This is a genomic window from Paenibacillus marchantiophytorum, from assembly GCF_014640555.1.
Lineage (GTDB): Bacteria > Bacillota > Bacilli > Paenibacillales > NBRC-103111 > Paenibacillus_E > Paenibacillus_E marchantiophytorum.
In genome coordinates, this window is the sequence record NZ_BMHE01000033.1 from 1 (window position 1) to 22042 (window position 22042).

Consider the following 22042-nt stretch of genomic DNA (forward strand, 5'->3'; position numbering starts at 1 on the left):
CGGTGTGACGTATGTGTTGGAAGATGCAATGCACGGCGCTAACAAAGTCAACAGTGTTTCCGTAGATGCAGTGACGGGTGTGATCTCAGGCGCAGTAGCTGGAGACAGCTTCGCACTGAAAGCCATCACGGCAAATGGGAAGTCCGTAACAACCTTCATCAACGTAGTAAACTAAGCCTATGCAAGAGAGAAAGAGACCCGAGGGGGTCTCTTTTCTTATGTCTATCTATAGTAATAAAAAAGTTCAAATAAGCTGAAAAAGAAATTTTTAAAAACTTTTGTTTAAACCGCAACTTTTTTTTGTGGATTGCGTTTAATACTTTGAAAGAAACAAAAACCTAAATTATTCGTTTTATAAATTAAATACTAAGTGCTGAATTGCAAAAATAATCCTTTACGACGCAATTCGACCGTTGTATAATATGTACTGGTATGACTGTCAACTCTTATTTAACTAGTTTACTAGTTTCTGCGTGACTTTTTTGTGTCACAAACGAACTTAGTTATATTATGCTCTAACTCTGGAAAGGGGGTGAACCAAACAATGAGTAAATCGAGCTCAAATATTGTTAGATTCGAAATAAAAAATAATAATAAAGATATTCAAGGAGGAGAAAAAAAGGTTATGAAAAAAAGTTTATCCGTAATTCTCACTACAGCAATGGCATTATCCATGTTTTCTTCCGTAGCATTTGGTAAAACATCTGCTGATTTCACAGATCTTAAGGATCTTGACGCAGCTACAAAAGCAAAATTTGATGCACTAATCAGCGCAGGTATCTTCGACGGCACAAGCGAAACTACTTTCGGTCTGAAAGAAGAAATGAACCGTGCTCAATTCGCGAAAGTCGCAGCTTTGATCACAGGTATCGAAGTTAACAAAGATTTGAAAACTTCAAGCTTCTCCGACGTTAAATCCGATGATGCAGCTAACGGTTACGCGCTTCCTTATATCGAAGCTCTTAAAACTGCTGGAATCACTGATGGTTATGGCGTAGGTACTTACAACCCAGCTGGTAAAGTAACAAAAGAACAACTTGCAACTTTCTTGGTTCGCGTTCTAGGTAAAGATGCTGATGCAAAAGCAAAAACAGGAACTGATACAACAGTTACTGATTGGGCTCAAGGCTATGTAGCACTTGCTCTTGAATTGAAACTTCTTCCAGCTGGCGCTGACAGTAAATTTGGTGGCCAAGCAAACGCAACTCGCGACTTGCTTTTGACTGGTGCGTACGAAGCAAAAGCACAATACGTAGCTCCAGGTAAAATTGCAGTAACTAGTGCAAAAGCAACGGGTGTTCAAAAAGTAACTGTAAGCTTTAATAAACCAGTTGATACTGACAAAGCGACTTTGACTTTGAAAAAAGGTAGCGTCGAAGTAGCAGTTAATAAAAAATTTGCTGATGATAAAAAATCCGTTGAATTGACTTTAAAAGACAACGCGAAAATCGGTGCTGCTGACTATACAGTAACATTGGGTGGTTTAGATGCTGCTTCCGTAGGAACTGCAGAAGCAAAATTCACTGGTGAAGCTGAAGTTCTAAAAAGCATTGACTTTGGAACAGCGAGCGATACAATTGCTCAATCCGAAAAAGCAAGAGTAAAAATCCTTGCTAAAAACCAATACGGTGAAAATACATCTCTCTCTGCAGGAAGCTTTACTGCTGTTACCTCAGGCTTTGATTCTTCTATTACAAAAGACAATACAGGTACACTTGTAATAACAATCGATACCGCTAAGTTGAATGGCACTAATCCAACAACACTTCCTGGATCAACAATGATTCCTGTATATGTATACGAGAATGACTCCCGTATTTCTGCACAAAAAACATTTAAACTTGGAACAGCTCCATTTGTTTCTAAAGTTGAATTCGGAACAGTAAAATATGGTGAAGGCAAAACTGGTCTTTCTGCTAGCGGTGACGTAGCTACAATTCCAGTAACTGAATTTGATCAATACGGTAATCCTGTAGCAAAAGATTCCAAAGCTGTTTCTAATGAAAATGTAATCGTAACTCCATACGCTGAAAAAGTGAAGGCAGAATACGATGATTTCGATCACGACAATTTCGGAGAAGTTCGTGTTTCCTTGACAGGAAATGTAGAAACATCTGGCGACTACACAATTACAATTTATGCTGGTTCCTCATCTGCAACTGCAAAAGTTTCTGTGAAATCAACAAAACTTGCTACAAAAATAGCGTTTGGTGAATTTACAGGAACATTGGCTGAAGGTGATACTACAAAAGATCAATACATCCCAATCGATGCTTACGATGCTGACGGCAACAAATTGTCTGCAGATGATATCGTTAGTGAAGACAACCTTAAAAGAATTAATGTATCTGCTACAGGCGTAGCTTTAACAAAAGCTGGTGTAGACGGCAACGTTGAGATTGTTAAGAGTGGCGAGCATAAAGGACAAATCTATCTGAACAAAGTTACTGGAATTAATGGTAATTCTGCATACTTTACTGCTTACATTGCGACTGCTGGTGCAAACAGCTATGTAAACAAAAGTATTAAAATCGATAGAGTCCGTACACCTGATGCTTTTAAAGTAGATACTGAAGCGGATAAAAAAGGTATTAATGGCGCTAGTGATGACTTCAAAATCCTTGTTGTTGACCAATATGGCAGCACAATGGATTCCGTTGGAACAGTTAACGAGGGTGGTAACACAGTAACATATCAAGTTTATGTTGAAGCTACTGCAACTAAAACTAAAGATGCTAGCAATGTTGATCAGGCTACATTCCTTAAAATCAATGGTCAAACTGATAATACTGTTGCAACTGATTTAACAGGTGAAGTAGGATCTAAAGATCAAACCTATACTTCCGCTCAGTTTGCTAAATTCAACAAAGGATTTAACTTTACAGCTACTGGTACAACCGGTAATGGTGGTAAAGTCGAGTTCAAAGCTACTCTTCAAAAACATCTTTCAAGCGATGCTGCAGGTAAATGGAGAGACGTTTCATCTATTAGCAGAGATTACACATACTTGAGCAATACTGCCGATTTAACGTACTCGGTTAATAGCATTACAACTCTGTTTGCTGCAAAAGATAGCGGAATTGTACCTACTGACAAAAAAGTTGCTGCTGATAGTACTGTAGCCAAGAAGATTGCTGTAACAGCTAAGGATAGTTCCGGTAACACTGTTCATCTTCCTAACGATCGCATTGTTTCAGTAACAAGCTCTAGCTATGATGCAGCATTTGCAGATATAGTTGGAACTCCTGGTACTGCTACTGGATGGGTACTTGGTAACAAAGCAGGTACTGCTAACGTTAATGTTATCTACCAAACAATTAAAGGTGATCAAAAACAAACTAGCGTAGCTATTACTGTTAAGAGCGATGCGGTTGTTGTTGACAAATTTACCGCTGGTAACAGCTCCAAAGATTTCTTACTCTCTGCAACTACACCTTTAACAGCTGCTGAGTTGATCGATCTTAAAGTTGTTGACAACTATGGTATCGAGTATAAAACAACTAAAATCACTAGTTTCTACAATTTGATCGGCGTATCTTATGTTCTTGAGAAAGTAGATAAAGCAGCTGGTAAAGTTGGTATAGTAACTGTAGATTACAAAACTGGTGTTATTGCTGGAGCAGAACTTGGCGATATCTTAACACTGAAAGCAGTTTCTGCTAACGGTAAATCCGTAACAACGTTTGTAACTGTTAAATAATAATATTTTCAAGCAGAAAGATGACCCGTAAGGGTCTCTTTTTGCTTTTAATTAATAGAGGGGTGAAAATATCTATGTTGAAAAAAAAGTTTTATAATTGCGGTATCATAATTTGCATCTTTTACATAATTGCATTACCTACTTCCCAAGCCGAAGCTCCAACCCCCGGCTCATCCACCGATCCAGTAATCACCAAAAGCTACTTCGACCAGAACACCTTAAGCGAAGCAAAGGTGAAAGAGCTTGTCGCAGCGGCGCTAGCTGCCAATGGTGGCAGCCAACCGAGCGCAGGAGGCACTGGTTCTACGCCAGCGACAATGAAGGTTGTCCAGTTACAAAATGGACAAACACTTTACGCCGGTGCTGGCGCTGAGTTTATCGTGCGAACCGGCAGGGTACTCGCCGTGAGCAACGATGACAACGGCATCCCGGATGTAACGGGAGGCAAGGATCTACCAGCGGGGACTGAAGTCGCGCTGAATCATCTCATGATTTTCCCAGCCGAGGGCCGCGGTATTAAGCCATCGCCTAAGAATACGGCGGATATTTACGTCATGGTCCGAGGTAGTTATCTAATTTTGAATGCTGATGGTAGTAAAGTGACGCAATAGATGTATGACTCTACTCCTCCATAATTTTACCCATTATGACAACTTCTTATGCGGTTTGTGCCCAGCATTTTAGCCATACTAGAGATGTGCCCATTAAGAGCACAGCCTTAATAAAGCACTAAAAAGCACTTCTGGGACAACACATACTCTAAGGAGGCGAATAGTATGGCTAGAGGTAATAAAGTGGTTCCTGAATCAAAGAAGGCACTGGATGTTCTAAAGTATGAAATCGCTGCAGAGTTAGGTTTGCCTGTAGGTAAGCAAATGTCGTTGAACGCCGACACGGAGTTTGCAACAGAACTTGGGGCTATTCCATCGAGCTCGATTAAAGAAGATTACTGGGGCCACATCTCCTCTAGAGATGCAGGTGCAGTAGGTGGGACTATTACGAAAAGACTAATTCAACGTGCAGAAGAAGTGCTCTTTTCGCTATAACTACGGGCTTTATTCATAATATCTTTATGTTTCATGCATTGACACTAGACGACAAATAAAGTAAGATAACTAATTGAAGGTCAATATTTAATTTAACCTTTTCCAATCGGGAAAGGTTCATTTTTTTGTTGTCTTTATTCATGATTTACGTGTTTTTATTATTTGTTGTACTAGTGCGGAATTCAACAATCTTGTCAGCGCTTGAGCGCAAAAGAGGGATTCCGTTTGGCGTGAAAAGCTGCCGAGAAAGCCGGGCCCACTTTTTTTCATATAGAGGCATCGAGTAGAAGCTTTTCAAACATACTAAATAGATATTAGGAGGATGAATATTATGGCGCAAGTACGTGGACGTCGTTTATTTACATCCGAATCCGTAACAGAAGGTCATCCAGATAAGATTTGTGACCAAATTTCTGACTCGGTATTGGATGCTTTTCTTGCCAATGATCCGAATGCTCGTGTAGCATGTGAGGTATCTGTGGCAACTGGTTTGGTTTTGGTAATCGGTGAGATTACATCAAGCTCTGAATATGTAGATATTCAAGCAATTGCTAGACAAACGATTAAAGAAATTGGGTACACACGTGCGAAGTACGGTTTTGACTCCCAAACATGTGCGGTTCTCGTTTCATTGAATGAACAATCCCCTGACATTGCACAAGGTGTTAACAGAGCACTTGAAGCAAGAGAAGGTTCTATGTCCGATGAAGAGATTGAAGCAATTGGCGCTGGTGACCAAGGTCTAATGTTTGGATTCGCGGTTAACGAAACTCCTGAGCTTATGCCGCTTCCGATCTCCATTTCTCACCAACTGGCTCGTCGTTTAACAGAAGTTCGCAAAAACGGTACTTTGCCATACCTGCGTCCTGATGGAAAAACACAAGTAACTGTTGAGTATTTAGATGATAAGCCTGTTCGTGTTGATGCAATTGTTGTTTCTACACAGCACAGTGAAGATGTAACTTTGGAGCAAATCCAAAAAGACATCAAAGAACATGTTATCAACCCGATCGTTCCAGCTCACTTATTGGATGCGAACACAAACTACTTCATTAACCCAACTGGTCGTTTTGTTATCGGCGGACCGCAAGGGGATGCTGGTTTGACTGGCCGTAAAATCATCGTTGATACGTATGGCGGTTATGCTCGTCACGGCGGCGGTGCTTTCTCTGGTAAGGATCCAACAAAAGTTGACCGTTCTGGTGCATACGCAGCTCGTTATGTTGCCAAAAACATCGTAGCTGCTGGACTTGCGGAAAAATGTGAAGTTCAACTGGCTTACGCAATTGGCGTAGCTCGTCCGGTTTCCATTGCTGTTGATACTTTCGGAACAAGCAAAGTTAGCGAAGAGAAGCTCGTTGAGCTTATCCACAAAAACTTTGACCTTCGTCCTGCAGGCATCATCAAAGAGCTTGACTTGCGTCGCCCAATCTACCGTCAAACAGCTGCTTACGGTCACTTTGGCCGTAATGACCTGGATGTTCCTTGGGAGCGTACAGACAAAGCTGAGACTTTGAAAGCACAAGCTTTGGTTTAAAATAGATTAGCCGTCCTTCAGGGGCGGCTTTTTTTATTCTTAAAAAAGGGAACAAACGTTTGATTGTTTGGTTAATATATGGTATATTTTATAAGTAATCAACACAAAGACATATTGCTATACAAAATGTGATATACTTGGCTAACAGAAAACTTGTTTAGGGACAAGCAATGGACGGGAGTGATGATATTGGATAATGATTTGAAAGAGATGCTTTCTACTTTACTTAAGGCTGAGTTGTCACCGGTGATAAAGCGGTTAGATGGGATAGACTCTCGATTAGATGGTATTGATTCTCGACTAGATGGGATAGACTCCCGACTAGATGTAATCGATTCTCGACTAGATGCGATCGACTCCCGACTAGATGTAATTGACACTCAACTAGTTAGTATTGATTCTCGGTTAGACAGACTGGAACTAGTACAGTCTCAAATCAAACAAGCTGTACTCGAAACCAATGAAACGGTTAAGAGGATGGAAGTTATTCAAGAACAGCAGCACGAAATTATCCAACTGTTATCCGCACGTTCCATTGAACATGAAGCTAAAATAAAACGCATCCTTTAATATATAGCCCCGCATCTCAAGCAGAGAGCAACTCCGGATAGGAGGAGCTCTCTTTTTGTTTATGTTCACTATTTTGTGACGTATAAATACAACTTCTCTTCTATCGTAACTTTTTCCATAGTTTTAGAGTCTATATAGATATCGCTAAAAAGATAGATACTAGACTTAGACTGAAAGAGGAGAGTGGAAAAGCAACATGACGGTACAGAGGCAAGTAGGGTTAGGTGCGCTGGCTTGCGCATTGGTGTGGCAATTGGTTGCAGGAACGACGGTCTACGCGGCAAGTCCGACGTTGACACTTAGTTCACAGGAAACAATTACATCAGGTGCAGTAATGAAGAATTACATTTGGACAACAACGAGAAGCAATAAGGATGTTTCGGTAAACGCCAATGTGGTAGAGGTAGATTTGACGAATCCGAACGTTAAGATAGACGCGATGGCAGGGACGAAGAATCAATTTACGAAAAACCAGAGTGTGCTTGGTATGGTGAAGGATACTGGAGCTGTAGCTGGTGTGAATGGGGACTTTTTTAATACACAGGCGGAAGGTGTGCCAGAAGGCGCACAAATTACGAATGGGCAAGTGATGGCGACGCCAGCGAAGATATCCGGGTTATATTCATTTGCGATTACGAAGAGTAATCAGCCTATCATTGATATTTTTGACTTTCAAGGCAAGGTAACGGCCAAGGATGGTACTTCATTTGAGCTTGGCGGTGTGAACAAAACGTATTACTGGGATGATAATGATGTCGCGATGATTGCAGACGGACTTTTTCTTTATACGAGTGCCTGGGCAATGACACAGCGTGCTGTGGATGGGACGCATGTTCCAACAGAAGCACTTATTCAGAACGATATCGTTAAGGAAATTGCTGTGGATACCAATGTAAAAATGATCGCTCCCGCAGATGGATATATTCTCAGAGGTTCAGGACTTGCCAGGGAGTTTATCGTTAATCACCTCAAAGTTGGAGATAAAATCACGACCAAATATGATATGATTCCGCATGATGCTTCTCAGACCTATGATTGGAGAAATTTCAAAATGCTAATCGGCGGAAGTACATTACTTATCGATGAGGCGAAGCCTAGTTATTTTACGCGTAATATTGGTGATTTCAGTGGGTACAGCCCTAGATCTCGTACAGCAATTGGCTATTCGAAGGACATGAAAACAGCATATATTGTTACGTCTGACAGGAGCGCAGGCAGCGCAGGAATGACGCTTCCTGAGCTTCAGCAATTTATGATTGGCGCTGGGATTTGGAAAGGGATGGTTTTGGACGGAGGCGGATCTACACAGATGGTATCGAGACCGTTGGGGGACTTTGATCCTAAGCTTGTAAACAAAACGGAGAACGGTAATCAGCGATCTGTAGTGAATGGTGTTGGTGTATATTCGACAGCGCCAAAGGGTGATTTAAAGGGACTTATCTTAAAGGGCCAAAACATTTTATTCATGAATGAACCCAGCACTTATCAATTCAAAGCTTATGATGATTATTATAATCCAATTTTAGTAGATGGGATTGTTCCACAGTGGAGCACCTCCACAACCAACGGATCTTTTAAAGACAATGTTTATACACCATCAACGACTGGTAAAACTCAAATTACCGCAAAATCAGGTAAAGGTTCAGCATCCATTGATGTTGAGGTCGTGGGTAGAGATCAAATTACAGCGATGACTTTCAATGCAGGGTCGTTTTCGCTAACTGAGGGCGGAGACTTCAAGCTGCCTATCGGTGTGACCACAAGAAGTGGAGCAACTCGGGATTTACCCGCGGCCTCTGCAACATGGGAACTTAGTGGGGTTAAAGGGTCACTGAAAGATGGGGTTCTCCATGTAGATAGTGCGTCTGGATCACAGGCAGCTCAAGTTATCGCCAGATATGATGGGTACAGCACGATGGTGACATTGCCTATTGGTCAAGAGAAGTCGTGGTACGATGTAGATAAATATGCAGTCATGACGACAGGGGACAAATACCCTGCAGAAGTAGTTTCTGCGGTGAATATTGCACAAGATAACGGGAATAAGAATCTTGAGATTGCTTATGATTTCACAAAAGGAACAGGAACGAAAGCGGCATACGCGAGATTTAATGGAACGAGCGGTGCTCCTATTGAAGGTGAACCAGAGTTTATTACAGCGAGAGTGCTTGGTGATGGAAGTTTTAACTGGGTACGAGCAGAGGTTGTTGACGCGAACGGCGTTACGAATTTAGTGAGTTTTACAGAAAATATGAACTGGACTGGCTGGCGCAAATTAACAGCGGACGTGTCGGATCTCAAATATCCGCTCAAAATCAAAAGTGTTTATGTGGCCAATCCGGCTAATGGGCAGGATGAAAGAGCTTCAAAAGGGAAAATTAATATTGATGATATTTCATTTATTTACAAGGGCCAACTGACATCGTTGCCGAAAAATACCGTAAAGTTGACTGTAAATAAAAAGCAAGTGACATTGAATGATAAACCTCTTACATTAGAGCAAGCGCCTACCATCGTAAATGATAATACACTGATTCCGCTCCGTTTTGTTACAGAAGCGCTTGGTGGAAACGTAAAGTGGGACGAAAAAGAACGTAAAGTTACGGTCATTCGCGGGGATAAATTAATAGATCTGTGGATTGATAATTCAGACCTAATCGTTAATGGGCAGCGTGTGACAGCAGAAGTAGCACCCAAAATTATGAATAATGTGACAATGGTCCCATTACGCCTCATTTCTGAGAAATTAGGCTTTAAAGTAGGCTGGGAACCCAAAAATTATGGGATAACATTGGAATAAATAGTGCTAGAAGTACACTTCAAATTGTCAGAACTATGGTACAATAATGGGTAGACTAATTTCTAATTTTGTTTATTAAAAGGAGCTCGTTTCATTTGCAGCCAGACGCTATAGATCGTGTCATAAAAAACGCAATTAACGTCATGGAGAGCAGCAAGTATCAAATGTTTGAAATCGCTGAAGCCTCTCGCTTCGAAAAGGAATCACTGATTCGGGAACTCGAGGAAATTAAATATGAGACGAGTGTAACGATTGAGCTGGTCGATAAGTTAGAGAAGGATTACAAGCGGTCTCGCATTCGACTCACAGAGGTCAGTCGTGACTTCAATAAATATCGTGAGGAAGATATTAAGATCGCCTATGAAGCAGCTATTGCATTTCAATTACAGCTTACAATAGCTAGGGAAAAAGAAAATAACCTGAAGACCAGACGCAACGATCTACAGATGCGCACCAAAAATGTGGACAAGCAGGTGGAGCGAGCCGAAACGATCGTTTCACAGATGAATGTCGTCCTAGAGTATTTATCGGGTGATCTTAATCAGGTGACTCGTATATTGGAATCTGCTAAGAACAGGCAGTTACTCGGTTTGAAAATTATTTTGGCGCAAGAGGAAGAACGAAAGCGTATCGCACGTGAAATTCACGACGGGATGGCTCAAACGTTAGCTAATGTTGTGCTTCGTACAGAAATTGCTCAACGTATGCTTGTTAAAGACGACATTCCCGCCGTCAAGGAAGAATTGGTTGATTTAAAAGGTCAAGTCAGAGGGGGGCTTGAAGAGGTTCGTAAGATCATCTTCAACCTCCGCCCAATGGCGCTGGATGATTTGGGTATCGTACCGACTTTACGTAAGTATGTGCAGGATTTTGAAGAGAAGTATCGCATCCGTACACAATTTAATCTCGTAGGCAAGCAGACTCGCATTCCATCTGGGCTTGAAATTGCTATTTTCCGACTGGTACAAGAAGCTTTATCTAATGTAATTAAACATGCGAAAGCTACTTTCTTATCTGTTGAGCTCACCTTGGAACCTGATCAAGTTCAAATCTACGTGGTAGATAATGGGATCGGATTTGACGTGCCACAGACAGAGCAGAGAATAGCCAAAGGGAATAATTTCGGATTGCTGGGCATGCGCGAGCGTGTTGAGTTATTGGAAGGCTCAATGGTTATTGAGTCCGAGAAGGATTCAGGAACCAAAATTACGATGCTAATCCCTATTGGCGGCGGTGCAGAGAACAAGGAGGAAAATCAGAATGGACAACACGGCGAGTCATAAACGCAATGTACGTCTCGTCATTGCAGACGACCATCAATTGTTTCGTGAAGGTGTTAAACGGATTATTAATATGGAAGATGATATGGAAGTCATCGGTGAATGTGGTGACGGGATCCAGGTTATCGAGCTTTGCAATCAAATTACCCCTGATATTGTACTGATGGATATCAACATGCCTCTGGAGAACGGTGTTGTTGCGACGGAGCGGTTGAAGTTGATTTTTCCAGATATCAAAGTTATTATTCTTTCCATTCATGATGATGAGAGTTATGTATTTGAAACTCTCCGCAAAGGAGCATCAGGCTACTTGCTCAAAGACATGGAGGCAGAGTCGCTTATTAATGCGATTCGTTCTGTTGTGGCGGGTCATGCCTATATCCACCCTAAGGTTACGGGTAAATTGATCAATCAGCTCAGACGGATGACCTATTTGGACGATGTAGGGGTAGTAGGAAATGGACAAGGTGTGAAAGATTCAGCTTTAAAATACATACATAATGCAAATAGCCCACTAACCAAGCGGGAAGCAGAAGTGCTTCGACTTATGGCCGAGGGGAAAAGTAATAAACTGATTGGTGAATTCCTCTTTATCAGCGAGAAAACGGTTAAAAATCACGTCAGCAGTATTCTTCAGAAAATGGAAGTAGATGATCGGACACAAGCTGTTATTATCGCGATCAAAAATGGTTGGGTAACTTTGTAGACTCCTCTTGTTGGAACCCCTATTCCTTATTTCGCATACATTGCAAATAAGGGAGGGATCCGTTATGTGGATTGGATTACTTTGGATCTTGGGATGTTACGGAATCAGCATCGCTGTGCTCCACCTATTGATCGGAAACCGCAAGGGCAAAGGCAAGAAGCCGACTAAAATTTTACTTGTTACCAAAAATAATCAGAATCAGATTGAATGGTATATTCGCTCTTTGTTTTTCTTCTCGCGAGTCAAAGGGAATGAAGTGACGGCGACGATTTTCGATGAAGGGTCGTCCGACGATACGAGAAAAATCATTGAGCGGCTGTCCCACACACATTCGCTAAAGCTAAACCAGGGGGCGGATAGTAGTTCTGTAGATGACTACTTAAGCCGAAATGAGCATGAAGCTTTGATTGTGGTGCATCTGAGCAATCGTGAGGATCTCGTTAAGTTTCCAGTTGGTTTGCAGTAATCGGTTACAAGTACTTAGTTAAAAAGAGAGTAAGGTGAGCAATGAAGGTTCAACTTTACGCAGTTTGTTTAGGGACAACGTGGAAGTGGCAATTTTCCATTCACACGAAGACAGACATCCACTTTTGGTTCGAGCATTACGCAGCCGACGCCGGCCTCGTACTGTTCGAACCTTTTATTTCGTTAGGGCAGGGTGTGCGGTTGCTGCAGAGCCTCGGAAAAGAAGAATCATTTGTAGTAGAGAGTGTTGAAGTAAAAGCAGAAACTATGTTGAAAAGGCTTCGCACTCATGCGTATGAGTCTGGTATAACGCTGAGTAAGACACTCGATATGTCTATAATTAATTATGAATCTTGGAAACAGGCGAGCGCATTGTTAATTCTGGAGGTGGGCGTATATAACAGTATTGTTGAAGCATGCAGCGGTAGATCGCTACTCGTGGATGAAATCCATCAGGTATTAGAGGGTATTGGGGTAAATTGCGAGGCAGAAGACGTGTGGTTGTCTTATTTACAGTTAGCGCATCTTAACGGTGATTTGGATTTAGGAAATGGTCTGAAAATTGTCGACATCCGAGAATGGCGTCAATGGTTTAAGAAGAGGATTATTTATAGCTGCAATCGTTGTGGGAGTGGAGATGAGCGGATGTTTTGGTCGGCCTGCATCCATTGCGGACAAGAATGTCCTTATTGCGAGGAGTGCCTTACGATGGGGCGTGTTCGGTTTTGTTCTTTGCTCGTTAGCGGGAGGTCATCGAGAGAAACGAGAGTTGTAGTTTCGGAAGATTTCTATGCCTATATAGAGCCATGGGGGCTAAGCAGTCCACAAGCGAGAGCATCGCTGGAGGGTTTGCAATATATTAGCGGAGCAGGAGCTAAGGTGCAAGAACGAGGCGCGAGGAGCTTTGTGGATCCTAAGCCATCAGCTCCGCGTAAGTTTTTGATCTGGGCGGTTACTGGGGCTGGGAAGACGGAGATGATTTTTCCCTTTATCCACTATACGGTGGCCAAAGGTGGACGAGTTCTTATCGCAACACCACGCAAGGACGTGGTGTTAGAGCTTCAACCGCGTATCGCGCATGCCTTCACGGGCTACAGCGTTGTTACGCTGTATGGAGGAAGCGAGCAGCGATGGGAGCAGGGCCAGATCACGATCGCGACAACGCACCAACTGCTGCGTTTTCACGAGGCCTTTGATCTGGTTGTTATTGATGAGATTGATGCGTTTCCTTATCACAACAATCCCATGCTTGCCTACGCCGCGTCTAAAGTCTGTAAGCCTAGTGGCGTCAACATTCTACTTTCGGCTACACCGCCGAAAGCAATCAGACGTGCTGCTGAGCGAGGACAGCTGCCGCATGTTCGGGTGCCTGTTCGTTACCACAGGCACCCCCTGCCAGTACCTCAGCTAATCGCTGTACCCAGTTTGAGGAAATCACTACAAACACAGTCCATACCGAGGACATTGTTTAATAAAATAGAGGTCTCCGTTGATCGAGGAGCACAAGTATTTATTTTTGTGCCTAACATCCAATGGGTAGAGCCTTTGGTCGATCTACTAAGAAGCTTATGGAAAAGTACTACTGCCATACGCATAGAGGGGACCTCATCCAAAGATCCCTCTCGAAGCGACAAAGTGCAAAGTTTTAGAAACAGAGAGATTCGACTGCTTGTGACTACGACGATTTTAGAGCGGGGTGTTACTGTACCTAAGTCTGATGTGTTCATTCTAGACGCAGATTCGAGACTGTTCGATGAAGCAGCACTCGTTCAGATGGCAGGACGAGCGGGAAGATCGAAGGATGATCCCGCTGGGATGGTCTATTTTGCAGCAAAAGAAATGACACAAGCACAAAAGGAGGCAATTCGACAAATTCGACATATGAATCGCATCGCGAGTAAGCAAGGATATTTAGTTGGGGGATGAATGATGAGACGGAAAAGTAAGTCAGGTATATGGATAAGAAAAGTATGGAGAGCTATTGGGACCATGAAAACTGTGATTAGTCCGTTGAAGGAGGAGTGTTTGTTATGTAAGAAAATCAGTGTACTTCAATCCAGGCAAATGGCATTATGCAACTCATGTTACGAGTATATTCCATGGATTCGAGATGTACATTGTCTAACATGCGGACGCTCAGTGAGATGCGCGGACTGTCAGCGCAGGCAGCTAACTTATTTTTCGAAAAGTCGCAGTGCTGTAAAATATGATGATAGGATGAAGGAGTTGCTGGCCCGCTACAAGTATCGAGGGGACGAACGTATTAAATCAGTGATAGGCTGCATGTTGGTTCACGCATATCACCTCTTATACATGGAAGAACTATCCGAGAAATCAAATCCTAAACGGGGGATTATTACTTTCGTACCTGTGAGCAAGCTTAGAATGCAGGAGCGGGGGTTTAATCAAGCAGAACAAATGGCAAGAGAGTTGGGTCTTAGATTGAGATTGCCTGTACAGGCTCTTCTTCAACGTGCTAAGCATACGGATAAGCAAAGTTTCAAAAGCAGAAATGAACGTTTGGATGATTTGGAGCATGTGTTCGAAGTGGATTTATCGGTGGCATATCAAATAGACCTGAAATCAATTGATGTCATTATTCTCTTGGACGATGTGTATACGACAGGCAGCACGATGAATCAATGTGCCAAGGTACTGAGAGAGAACTTCTCGGCAGAGGTGTACGGCTTAACGTGGGCTAGGTAAAGAAATACGTTCCCGATCAATAAAATATTATTGTGCAAACGCTGTCGAATTACTGTAAACTGGAATTATTAACTTGGTAATGGGGAATAATAGAAGGAGGTAATACAAATGGGAATGAACGTCGCTAATTGTCCACGCTGTGGTAAAATATTTGTAAAAGGCTTCGCTGAGGTATGCCCGCACTGCGTGAAAGATCTGGAACAGCAGTATGATAGATGTCTGAAGTTTCTTCGTGAGAATAAAGGGATCAACATCCACGATTTAAGTGAAGCAACGGAAGTTTCAATTAAACAAATCACGAAATTTATTCGCGAAGGTCGTATTTCCATCGTGCATGCACCTAATATGTCCTATTCTTGTGAAGTTTGTGGAATATCGATACGCGAGAATACGATTTGTGAGGGCTGCCGTAGTAAGCTTGTGAAGGATGTTAAGAATAATTCCGAAGACGAGCGGCGCAGACAAGAACAAGCGAATAGGGACAGCAAAGTGAGTTTTAAAATTCAAGAACGCCTGAAGGATCGGCATTAATTTAGAAATAGGTCTGTAGAGATATAAAGTTTCATATATGAGATGCCGATAATAGTTCTAACGATTATCGGCATTTTATTTTTTAGGTCAGAGAACATAGGAGTGTTACAGTATGAAAATTAATGACAATCAACGAGTCGGAGCCATTAATCCTTATAAAAAAGCAGGAGATGCGGCCTTCACTCAAGCTGCTGGCAAGAAAGGCAAGCCAAAGGACCAAGTTGAAATATCGGCAGAAGCCAAGGAACTTCTTGGAGCATCTCGCACAGAAGAACAAACACTTCGCATCGAGCAGTTGAAGACATCTGTTGCTTCTGGAACATATCATGTTGATGCGGGCAAAATTGCAGAGAAACTTCTTCCCTACTTGAAATAGTATGTTAACAACAGATAAGAGCAGGTGACGATCATGTCCATACAACCTTTGTTAGACACGATGGATAAGCTTCAGGAAGCGCATGAAGCCTTGCTTGAACTTGCCAAGGGTAAGACGCCGGTTCTGATAAGCAATGACATCGATCAACTGAATATGATTGTGAATCGGGAGAACAAGTGGGTAAGAGCGATTACGGAAGCGAACCAGCAACGGATTCAAATCATCGGCTCTTACTTAATATCTAGAGGATATAATCCTAACCCTAAGATTACGGTCGGCGATTTAATTAAAGTTATTTTTAAAGCTGAAGAGAAACAAGCGCTTATGGAAGCTCAGCATAAGTTGCTTGCTACTATAGAAGATCTGAAAGCGAATAATGTTATCAATCAGCAACTTATTGAGCAATCTTTGTCATTCGTCAATTATTCGCTCGACCTAGTTATGGGTCCGCCGGAAGATGATTTGGTATACCGAAATCCGAATCAGGCAAGAAGCGGGAACAGGCTGGGGATGTTTGATCGAAGAGGTTAACAATAAGAGGTAGTGAATTAAATCAGAATACCCAAGTAGGGCATAGGAGAGGGAAACCATGAGATCGACTTTTGGCGGAATTGAAATATCCAAGCGGGGGATCCTTACACAGCAAGCTGCACTAACAACGGCTGGACATAACGTTGCTAATGCCAACACGCCGGGCTTTTCACGCCAGGTTGTCAAAATGGTTGCTGCCGAACCTATCGAGGCGCTGAGCCTTCAACGTTCCACGATCCCAGGTCAAATGGGACAGGGTGTCGAATTTACAGAAGTAAAACGAATTCGCGAAGCGTTTCTCGATAAGCAATATGCGAATGAGAATAAGAGTTTAGGGGAATGGACCGTTAAACAGGATACTTTGGAAAAGTTGGAGGCTATCATTAATGAACCCTCCAATACAGGCCTTCGCCAAGTATTAGATAACTTTTGGAATTCTTGGCAAGAGCTGAGTAAACAGCCGGACAATCTTGAGACTCGGGCTGTTGTGAAGGAAAGTGCTCTAGCTGTAACGGATGCCTTTAATCATGCGGCGAAGCAACTCAAAGATCTTTCTTCCGATTTGAACGACAATATTACCGTTAAAGTAACCCAAGTGAATACAACTTTGAAACAAATCGCGGGTTTGAACAATGAGATTTTTCGAGTAGAAGGATTGGGCAATAACGCGAATGACCTTCGTGATCAACGGGATTTGCTTGTAGACGAATTATCCAAAATTATAAATGTTTCTGTACAAGAAGAGTCCAGTGGCTACCACGTCAAAATGGGGAATCAGGATCTGGTTGTCGGTGATACACCAACGGATTTCACGGAAGCTGTTGCAACAGGTGCGTATCCAACTGATTTGGCGAGCGGAGAATTATACGGTCTGATGTATTCCAACGTTCGATATGTAGATGAATACCGAAATCAACTGAATTCTATGGTTTCGACGATTGTAACTAATGTAAACGATGTTCATAAGCAAGGTTACACATTGAAGGATACACCGCCTACTAAGGGAGGCGAGTTTTTCACTCCAGTTGCTAATTTTGCGACAGCTGCAGAGACGATGAAAGTTAGTGCGAATATTACGGATAATGTGGAGAATATTGCTGCATCATCTAGAACATATACAGATGCCAGTGGTGTGGAAAGAGTTGTAAAAGGGAACAACGAAAATGCGCTTGCGCTTGCCGGCATCAAAAATACAAAGTACAATTTCGACGGTTCTGGAGTAACGAAAATTATCCTCAACGGTGGCACGTTCGACGAGTTTCTTCGTGCGGTTGTATCGGAAATCGGTGTTCAAACACAAGAAGCAAAGCGTCAAGTATCGAACCAGAAGATTCTAGTCGATCAAGTAGATGCAAGACGTCAATCGGTGAGTGGTGTTTCTCTTGATGAAGAAATGGCCGATATGATCAAGTATCAGCATGCATACAACGCTGCAGCTCGTTCTCTAACCACATTCGATGAAATGCTGGACAAAGTTATTAACTCAATGGGTACAGTAGGCAGATAGTCTACTGGCATACTTTAGATACGGGGTGAAATTGCAATGGCATTACGCGTAACGCAAGGCATGCTCAATACACAACTCCTGCGTAATTTGAACGGGAATTTGTCACGTATGGATAAAATGCAAGATCAACTCTCGACTGGTCGTCGAATTAACAAACCTTCGGATGACCCGGTAGGAATCAGTTTTTCGATGCGCTACCGTAGTGATCTTGAAACGAATGATCAGTACCAACGGAACGTAGATGCGACAGTTTCATTTCTTGATTATACGGATACGATGTTGGATCAGACGGGCAGTGTTCTCCAAAGAGCTCGCGAACTTGCTGTTAACGCGGCTAACGGAACGAACTCGGAAGAGTCCTTGAACGCAATGAAAACCGAGATCGATCAGTTGTATAATCAACTTACGAATATCGGGAATAGCCAATTCAATGGAAAATTTGTGTTTAATGGACAAATCACGGACAAAGCTCCATTTCCTGACCCAGACAATGCAGCTAAAGCGATAACCGATAACGGTGAAATTAAGTTCGAAATTGGTGCTGGAGTTCAAATAGCAATGAATAAGACGGCTGAACAGATCTTTGGTAAATCTGGGGATCAAAATAATGCCTTTCAGATTTTGAAGGATCTATCAACTGCCCTTTCATCTGGCACTCAAGCGGGTATTCAAAAATCAATTGAACTTATGGATCAACGTTTGAGCGGTGTACTGGGGGCGAGAGCTGATGTCGGTGCTAAAACCAACCGAATTCAATTGGCTGAGGATCGTTTGAAAGACATCGGAATTAACTTACAGAGCTTACAATCGAAGACTGAGGATGCTGACATGTCCTTAGTAATAACTAACCTCAAAATGGAAGAGAATGTGTATCAAGCTTCCTTATCAGCAGGATCCAAAGTTATTGTACCGACTTTAGTTGACTTTCTTCGCTAAAATATTTCGTTAGGAGGCGGTTGTTATGCCTAGTATTCCCCAAATACAAATTAGCCAGCAACCGGCTCTTATTGGTATTGATGCCGATTTAGGTACACAGGATATCAGGCAGCCGCGTCCAACCTATGAAATGCAGGTCGAACGGCCCAAACAGGATATCCGTCAGCCTCGAGGCGAGCTAGAGATTGACCAGAGTCGTGCCTGGGATGCACTTGGTCAGGGACCGATTCTAACTGCGCTTAGCCGAATTTACTCTCAGTGTCATGAAATCGCCATGCAAGGGATCGCGCGTCGAGTAGAAGATGGCAATCGTATGGCAGCTATTCATCTTGGTGGGAACGCTATTGCGGAAATCGCCAAAGAGCTTAGTGTTAGCCGCCCACAATTCGACTATTATGGAGAAGCTGGTTATGACAACGTGGATATTACGTATACAGCGCATAAAGCCGAAATTAATGTCACAGACGGCAAAGTCAATGTCAACGCACAAGTAAACAAACCGGAGATTGAATACAACCGGGGTAAGCTTGATATTTATATGAGGCAGTACCCTAAGGTGGATATTACAGCGCCACAAATTGATTTCAAAACATAAAGAGGTATAATCAAGCTATAGATGAATTCTATGGCTTTTTTTATTTGATTACTTCTAAGAGAAGGAGTTAAGATCATGAAAATTTCCACCTTATTTTTTGGCGAGTTAGAGGTTATAGACGAAGAAATTGTTACCTTCACACAGGGTGTGCCCGGATTCGAAGAGTTAACGCAATTTACATTGGTTCAACCTGAGGATAGTGCTCCTTTCTCATACATTCAATCCGTCCAGGAAGGGGATCTTTCCTTTGTAGTGACGGATCCTTTCCTTTTCTTTAAAGATTACGATATCAGCTTACCTGAGGCTCTGCAGGCCGAACTCAAAATTGAGCAGCCTGAGGATGTCCTGGTATGGACAGTTGTTACGGTGAATCATGATTTTTCTAAAATTACACTTAATCTATTGGCGCCGATTATTTGGAATGTGAAGACGAAGATGGCCAAGCAAATCATTCTGCATGACTCCGAATATAACACGAAGCATGAAATTGTGTTGAATGCTGACAGTGATGAAGCTAGTGAACCAACACAAGTGGAGGGGTGAGGATATGCTCGTACTAGCCAGGAAAAAAGGCGAGTCCATTATGATCGGAGATAACATTGAGATCGTTATTCTCGGAAGCGAAGGGGACACGATTCGTGTCGGCATCAGTGCTCCTAAACAAGTTGAGGTTTATCGGAAAGAGATCTATCAGAACATTCAGGAATCGAATAAAGAGGCGACAGCTAATAAAATTAGTCCTTTAAACCTAAGTAAATTACTCAAAAGAACCAAGTAAATCAAGGTGTCGGCCATAGGTCGACATTTTTTTTATTTTAGCTATAAACTTTCGAATACGCTGCGACGATATATATAACAACGGGCCAACAAGCTGGGCGGCCGACCCGCTTGTAACCTAAAATAAATCCACATGGATGTGGATCAAACGAACCTTCAGGAGGAAGAAAACAAATGAGAATTAATCACAATATCGCAGCAGCGAACACTCACCGTCAATTAACTGGTAACACAGCTAATGCAAGCAAATCCCTTGAGAAATTGTCTTCCGGTCTTCGTATCAACCGCGCTGGCGACGATGCAGCAGGTCTAGCAATCTCCGAGAAAATGAGAGCTCAAATCCGCGGTTTGGATATGGGAGCTAAGAATGCTCAAGATGGTATTTCCTTGATTCAAACAGCTGAGGGTGCATTGAACGAAACTCACTCCATCCTACAACGTATGCGCGAATTGGCTGACCAATCCGCTAACGGAACGAACACAGCTGACGACCGTGCAGCTCTTAACGAAGAAGTTAAGCAGTTGAAAGGTGAAATTGACCGTATTGGTAATACAACTGAATTTAATACACAGAAATTGTTGAACGGCGCACTGAAATCCGCTTCCGGAGCAGGTGTTGGTCAAAACACTACTACAGGATCACAAGTTTCTAAACTTACAAGTGGAGTAGCAACAGCAACAGCTACAATGGCTTTAACTCCATTGACAACAACTGATTTTGCTAAAGAGACTTTGAATATTGATGGTAACGATATTGAAGTAAACTGGCAGAACCTAACAACTGATGAGCAAAATCTCATTACAAGTGGAACGGGACCAGGAGCCACTGCTACATCTTCCAATAAAGCTAAAGATCTTATTGTTCAAAAAATCAATGAGGCAATTGATGCTTCTGGTAAAAGCGTAGCGCACATAAACGGATATGTTACTGGCGGTAGTCTTGTTCTCGAGAGTGGAAGTGCCGGTACGGATTCTATCGTTAAGACAGCCGCTCCTACATCTATCGTTGGAAAATCTTTAGCTGCTGGTGGTACTGGTGCTACTGCGGGAACTAACAATTATAATTCAGGAGCAGTTATTGCTACCGATAAATTCAACTTTGATATTAATGGTGTAACTATGCAAGCGACAGGTGTTGTTGCTGGCACAGGTAATACAATGGCTGCAGTTGCAACTTCTCTCCAAACTGCTCTTAATGCGGCTATTGCTAAAGCAAATACAGCAGCAGGTGCAGCATCAATTAATGATAAAGGCTTTATCTCCGACGTTAAAGTAAACGCGACTAAAGACGGTCGTTTGGAAATCATTAGTGAAACAGGTCCTGTTAACGTCTCCGATCTTCAAGGGACAACAACTGCTAAAGACCTTGGTATTAGTTCTGCACAAACGGATGCATCCGGTAATGGTGGAGTAACGTTCCAAATTGGTGCTAATAAAGGTCAAACTCTCCAATTCGGAATTGGTGACATGCGTTCCGCAGCACTAGGAGTTGCTGGTGTAGACATCACTACCTCTGCAACTGCTTCCAATGCGTTGACTCAGTTAGATACTGCTATTAAAAATGTTTCCTCACAACGTTCCAAAATGGGTGCTGTTCAAAACCGTTTGGAGCACACGATCAATAACTTGCAAACAGCTTCTGAGAACTTGACTGCAGCTGAATCACGTATCCGTGACGTAGACATGGCGAAAGAAATGATGGATTTCACTAAAAACAACATTCTTTCTCAAGCAGCTCAAGCAATGTTGGCTCAAGCTAACCAACAACCACAAGGTGTTCTTCAATTGCTACGTTAAGTTATAACAAAAAGGGATTTCGGTTTAACCGAAATCCCTTTTTTAGTTATATTTATATCTGAGGTAAATACAATGCGACAGGTGGTATAAACATTGTGATAAGAAAAATGAGTGCATTAGTGCAGGATGGAATATTGAGATTGATCGCAAAACTTAAAAATATAGTAAAATTAGAGAGATAC

General features: G+C 42.3%; 20 protein-coding genes. All 20 read left to right on the forward strand.

Annotated features, from left to right (window positions below; all coding sequences use genetic code 11):
* Window positions 1–544: 544 nt before the first annotated feature.
* The 20 genes from IEY34_RS24520 (at window position 545) to IEY34_RS24615 (ending at window position 21860) form a co-directional block, all read left to right on the forward strand.
* A complete protein-coding gene (locus tag IEY34_RS24520) occupies window positions 545–3700 on the forward strand; it encodes an S-layer homology domain-containing protein (RefSeq protein WP_189016272.1) in 3156 nt (1051 codons plus the stop codon).
* Window positions 3701–3774: 74 nt separating this feature from the next.
* Window positions 3775–4311, forward strand: coding sequence for a hypothetical protein (locus tag IEY34_RS24525; RefSeq protein WP_189016274.1), 537 nt, complete (start codon window positions 3775–3777; stop codon window positions 4309–4311).
* 165 nt (window positions 4312–4476) lie between these two features.
* Window positions 4477–4746, forward strand: a complete 270-nt coding sequence (locus IEY34_RS24530; protein WP_079415167.1) for an alpha/beta-type small acid-soluble spore protein — start codon at window positions 4477–4479, stop codon at window positions 4744–4746.
* Window positions 4747–5077: 331 nt separating this feature from the next.
* Complete coding sequence (metK, locus tag IEY34_RS24535) at window positions 5078–6283, forward strand: methionine adenosyltransferase (RefSeq protein ID WP_189016276.1); 1206 nt, start codon at window positions 5078–5080, stop codon at window positions 6281–6283.
* 189 nt (window positions 6284–6472) lie between these two features.
* A complete protein-coding gene (locus IEY34_RS24540; RefSeq protein ID WP_229757826.1) occupies window positions 6473–6853 on the forward strand; it encodes a hypothetical protein in 381 nt (126 codons plus the stop codon).
* A gap of 196 nt (window positions 6854–7049) precedes the next feature.
* Complete coding sequence (locus IEY34_RS24545) at window positions 7050–9653, forward strand: stalk domain-containing protein (protein ID WP_189016278.1); 2604 nt, start codon at window positions 7050–7052, stop codon at window positions 9651–9653.
* A 95-nt stretch (window positions 9654–9748) separates the two neighbouring features.
* Entirely contained in the window at window positions 9749–10936 is a 1188-nt protein-coding gene (locus IEY34_RS24550) for a sensor histidine kinase (RefSeq protein WP_189016280.1), read from the forward strand.
* Complete coding sequence (locus IEY34_RS24555; RefSeq protein WP_189016283.1) at window positions 10914–11639, forward strand: response regulator; 726 nt, start codon at window positions 10914–10916, stop codon at window positions 11637–11639. Before IEY34_RS24550 ends, IEY34_RS24555 begins: the two co-directional genes overlap by 23 nt.
* 64 nt (window positions 11640–11703) lie before the next feature.
* The gene (locus IEY34_RS24560) at window positions 11704–12105 is read left to right on the forward strand and encodes a hypothetical protein (RefSeq protein ID WP_189016286.1); all 402 of its coding nucleotides are present in this window, start codon (window positions 11704–11706) and stop codon (window positions 12103–12105) included.
* Between the two features lie 41 nt (window positions 12106–12146).
* Window positions 12147–14030 (forward strand): ATP-dependent helicase ComFA, encoded by a 1884-nt coding sequence (locus IEY34_RS24565; RefSeq protein WP_229757827.1) that lies wholly within the window; start codon window positions 12147–12149, stop codon window positions 14028–14030.
* A gap of 291 nt (window positions 14031–14321) precedes the next feature.
* On the forward strand, window positions 14322–14810 hold the full coding sequence (locus tag IEY34_RS24570; RefSeq protein ID WP_189016288.1) for a ComF family protein: 489 nt from the start codon (window positions 14322–14324) through the stop codon (window positions 14808–14810).
* Window positions 14811–14924: 114 nt separating this feature from the next.
* A complete protein-coding gene (locus IEY34_RS24575) occupies window positions 14925–15341 on the forward strand; it encodes a flagellar protein (protein WP_189016436.1) in 417 nt (138 codons plus the stop codon).
* Between the two features lie 112 nt (window positions 15342–15453).
* On the forward strand, window positions 15454–15717 hold the full coding sequence (flgM, locus tag IEY34_RS24580; protein ID WP_189016290.1) for a flagellar biosynthesis anti-sigma factor FlgM: 264 nt from the start codon (window positions 15454–15456) through the stop codon (window positions 15715–15717).
* Window positions 15718–15750: 33 nt separating this feature from the next.
* Window positions 15751–16248 (forward strand): flagellar protein FlgN, encoded by a 498-nt coding sequence (locus IEY34_RS24585; protein ID WP_189016292.1) that lies wholly within the window; start codon window positions 15751–15753, stop codon window positions 16246–16248.
* Window positions 16249–16306: 58 nt separating this feature from the next.
* Window positions 16307–17755, forward strand: coding sequence for a flagellar hook-associated protein FlgK (flgK, locus tag IEY34_RS24590; RefSeq protein WP_189016294.1), 1449 nt, complete (start codon window positions 16307–16309; stop codon window positions 17753–17755).
* A 36-nt stretch (window positions 17756–17791) separates the two neighbouring features.
* Window positions 17792–18691 (forward strand): flagellar hook-associated protein FlgL, encoded by a 900-nt coding sequence (gene flgL / locus IEY34_RS24595; protein ID WP_189016296.1) that lies wholly within the window; start codon window positions 17792–17794, stop codon window positions 18689–18691.
* A 25-nt stretch (window positions 18692–18716) separates the two neighbouring features.
* Window positions 18717–19286 carry a DUF6470 family protein gene (locus tag IEY34_RS24600; RefSeq protein WP_189016298.1) on the forward strand — a complete coding sequence of 190 codons (570 nt, stop codon included), beginning with the start codon at window positions 18717–18719 and terminating at the stop codon, window positions 19284–19286.
* Window positions 19287–19361: 75 nt separating this feature from the next.
* The gene (fliW, locus tag IEY34_RS24605) at window positions 19362–19829 is read left to right on the forward strand and encodes a flagellar assembly protein FliW (RefSeq protein ID WP_189016300.1); all 468 of its coding nucleotides are present in this window, start codon (window positions 19362–19364) and stop codon (window positions 19827–19829) included.
* Between the two features lie 4 nt (window positions 19830–19833).
* Window positions 19834–20064, forward strand: a complete 231-nt coding sequence (gene csrA, locus IEY34_RS24610; RefSeq protein WP_189016301.1) for a carbon storage regulator CsrA — start codon at window positions 19834–19836, stop codon at window positions 20062–20064.
* Window positions 20065–20237: 173 nt separating this feature from the next.
* Window positions 20238–21860 carry a flagellin N-terminal helical domain-containing protein gene (locus tag IEY34_RS24615; protein ID WP_189016304.1) on the forward strand — a complete coding sequence of 541 codons (1623 nt, stop codon included), beginning with the start codon at window positions 20238–20240 and terminating at the stop codon, window positions 21858–21860.
* Window positions 21861–22042 lie beyond the last annotated feature (182 nt).

What these genes read in the sequence shown, in the direction of transcription:
- IEY34_RS24520 (WP_189016272.1), top strand. Translation starts at nt 545, where the DNA reads ATGAGTAAATCGAGCTCAAATATTGTTAGATTCGAAATAAAAAATAAT.
- IEY34_RS24525 (WP_189016274.1), top strand. Translation starts at nt 3,775, where the DNA reads ATGTTGAAAAAAAAGTTTTATAATTGCGGTATCATAATTTGCATCTTT.
- IEY34_RS24530 (WP_079415167.1), top strand. Translation starts at nt 4,477, where the DNA reads ATGGCTAGAGGTAATAAAGTGGTTCCTGAATCAAAGAAGGCACTGGAT.
- metK (WP_189016276.1), top strand. Translation starts at nt 5,078, where the DNA reads ATGGCGCAAGTACGTGGACGTCGTTTATTTACATCCGAATCCGTAACA.
- IEY34_RS24545 (WP_189016278.1), top strand. Translation starts at nt 7,050, where the DNA reads ATGACGGTACAGAGGCAAGTAGGGTTAGGTGCGCTGGCTTGCGCATTG.
- IEY34_RS24555 (WP_189016283.1), top strand. Translation starts at nt 10,914, where the DNA reads ATGGACAACACGGCGAGTCATAAACGCAATGTACGTCTCGTCATTGCA.
- IEY34_RS24560 (WP_189016286.1), top strand. Translation starts at nt 11,704, where the DNA reads ATGTGGATTGGATTACTTTGGATCTTGGGATGTTACGGAATCAGCATC.
- IEY34_RS24565 (WP_229757827.1), top strand. Translation starts at nt 12,147, where the DNA reads ATGAAGGTTCAACTTTACGCAGTTTGTTTAGGGACAACGTGGAAGTGG.
- IEY34_RS24570 (WP_189016288.1), top strand. Translation starts at nt 14,322, where the DNA reads ATGAAGGAGTTGCTGGCCCGCTACAAGTATCGAGGGGACGAACGTATT.
- IEY34_RS24575 (WP_189016436.1), top strand. Translation starts at nt 14,925, where the DNA reads ATGAACGTCGCTAATTGTCCACGCTGTGGTAAAATATTTGTAAAAGGC.
- flgM (WP_189016290.1), top strand. Translation starts at nt 15,454, where the DNA reads ATGAAAATTAATGACAATCAACGAGTCGGAGCCATTAATCCTTATAAA.
- IEY34_RS24585 (WP_189016292.1), top strand. Translation starts at nt 15,751, where the DNA reads ATGTCCATACAACCTTTGTTAGACACGATGGATAAGCTTCAGGAAGCG.
- flgK (WP_189016294.1), top strand. Translation starts at nt 16,307, where the DNA reads ATGAGATCGACTTTTGGCGGAATTGAAATATCCAAGCGGGGGATCCTT.
- flgL (WP_189016296.1), top strand. Translation starts at nt 17,792, where the DNA reads ATGGCATTACGCGTAACGCAAGGCATGCTCAATACACAACTCCTGCGT.
- IEY34_RS24600 (WP_189016298.1), top strand. Translation starts at nt 18,717, where the DNA reads ATGCCTAGTATTCCCCAAATACAAATTAGCCAGCAACCGGCTCTTATT.
- fliW (WP_189016300.1), top strand. Translation starts at nt 19,362, where the DNA reads ATGAAAATTTCCACCTTATTTTTTGGCGAGTTAGAGGTTATAGACGAA.
- csrA (WP_189016301.1), top strand. Translation starts at nt 19,834, where the DNA reads ATGCTCGTACTAGCCAGGAAAAAAGGCGAGTCCATTATGATCGGAGAT.
- IEY34_RS24615 (WP_189016304.1), top strand. Translation starts at nt 20,238, where the DNA reads ATGAGAATTAATCACAATATCGCAGCAGCGAACACTCACCGTCAATTA.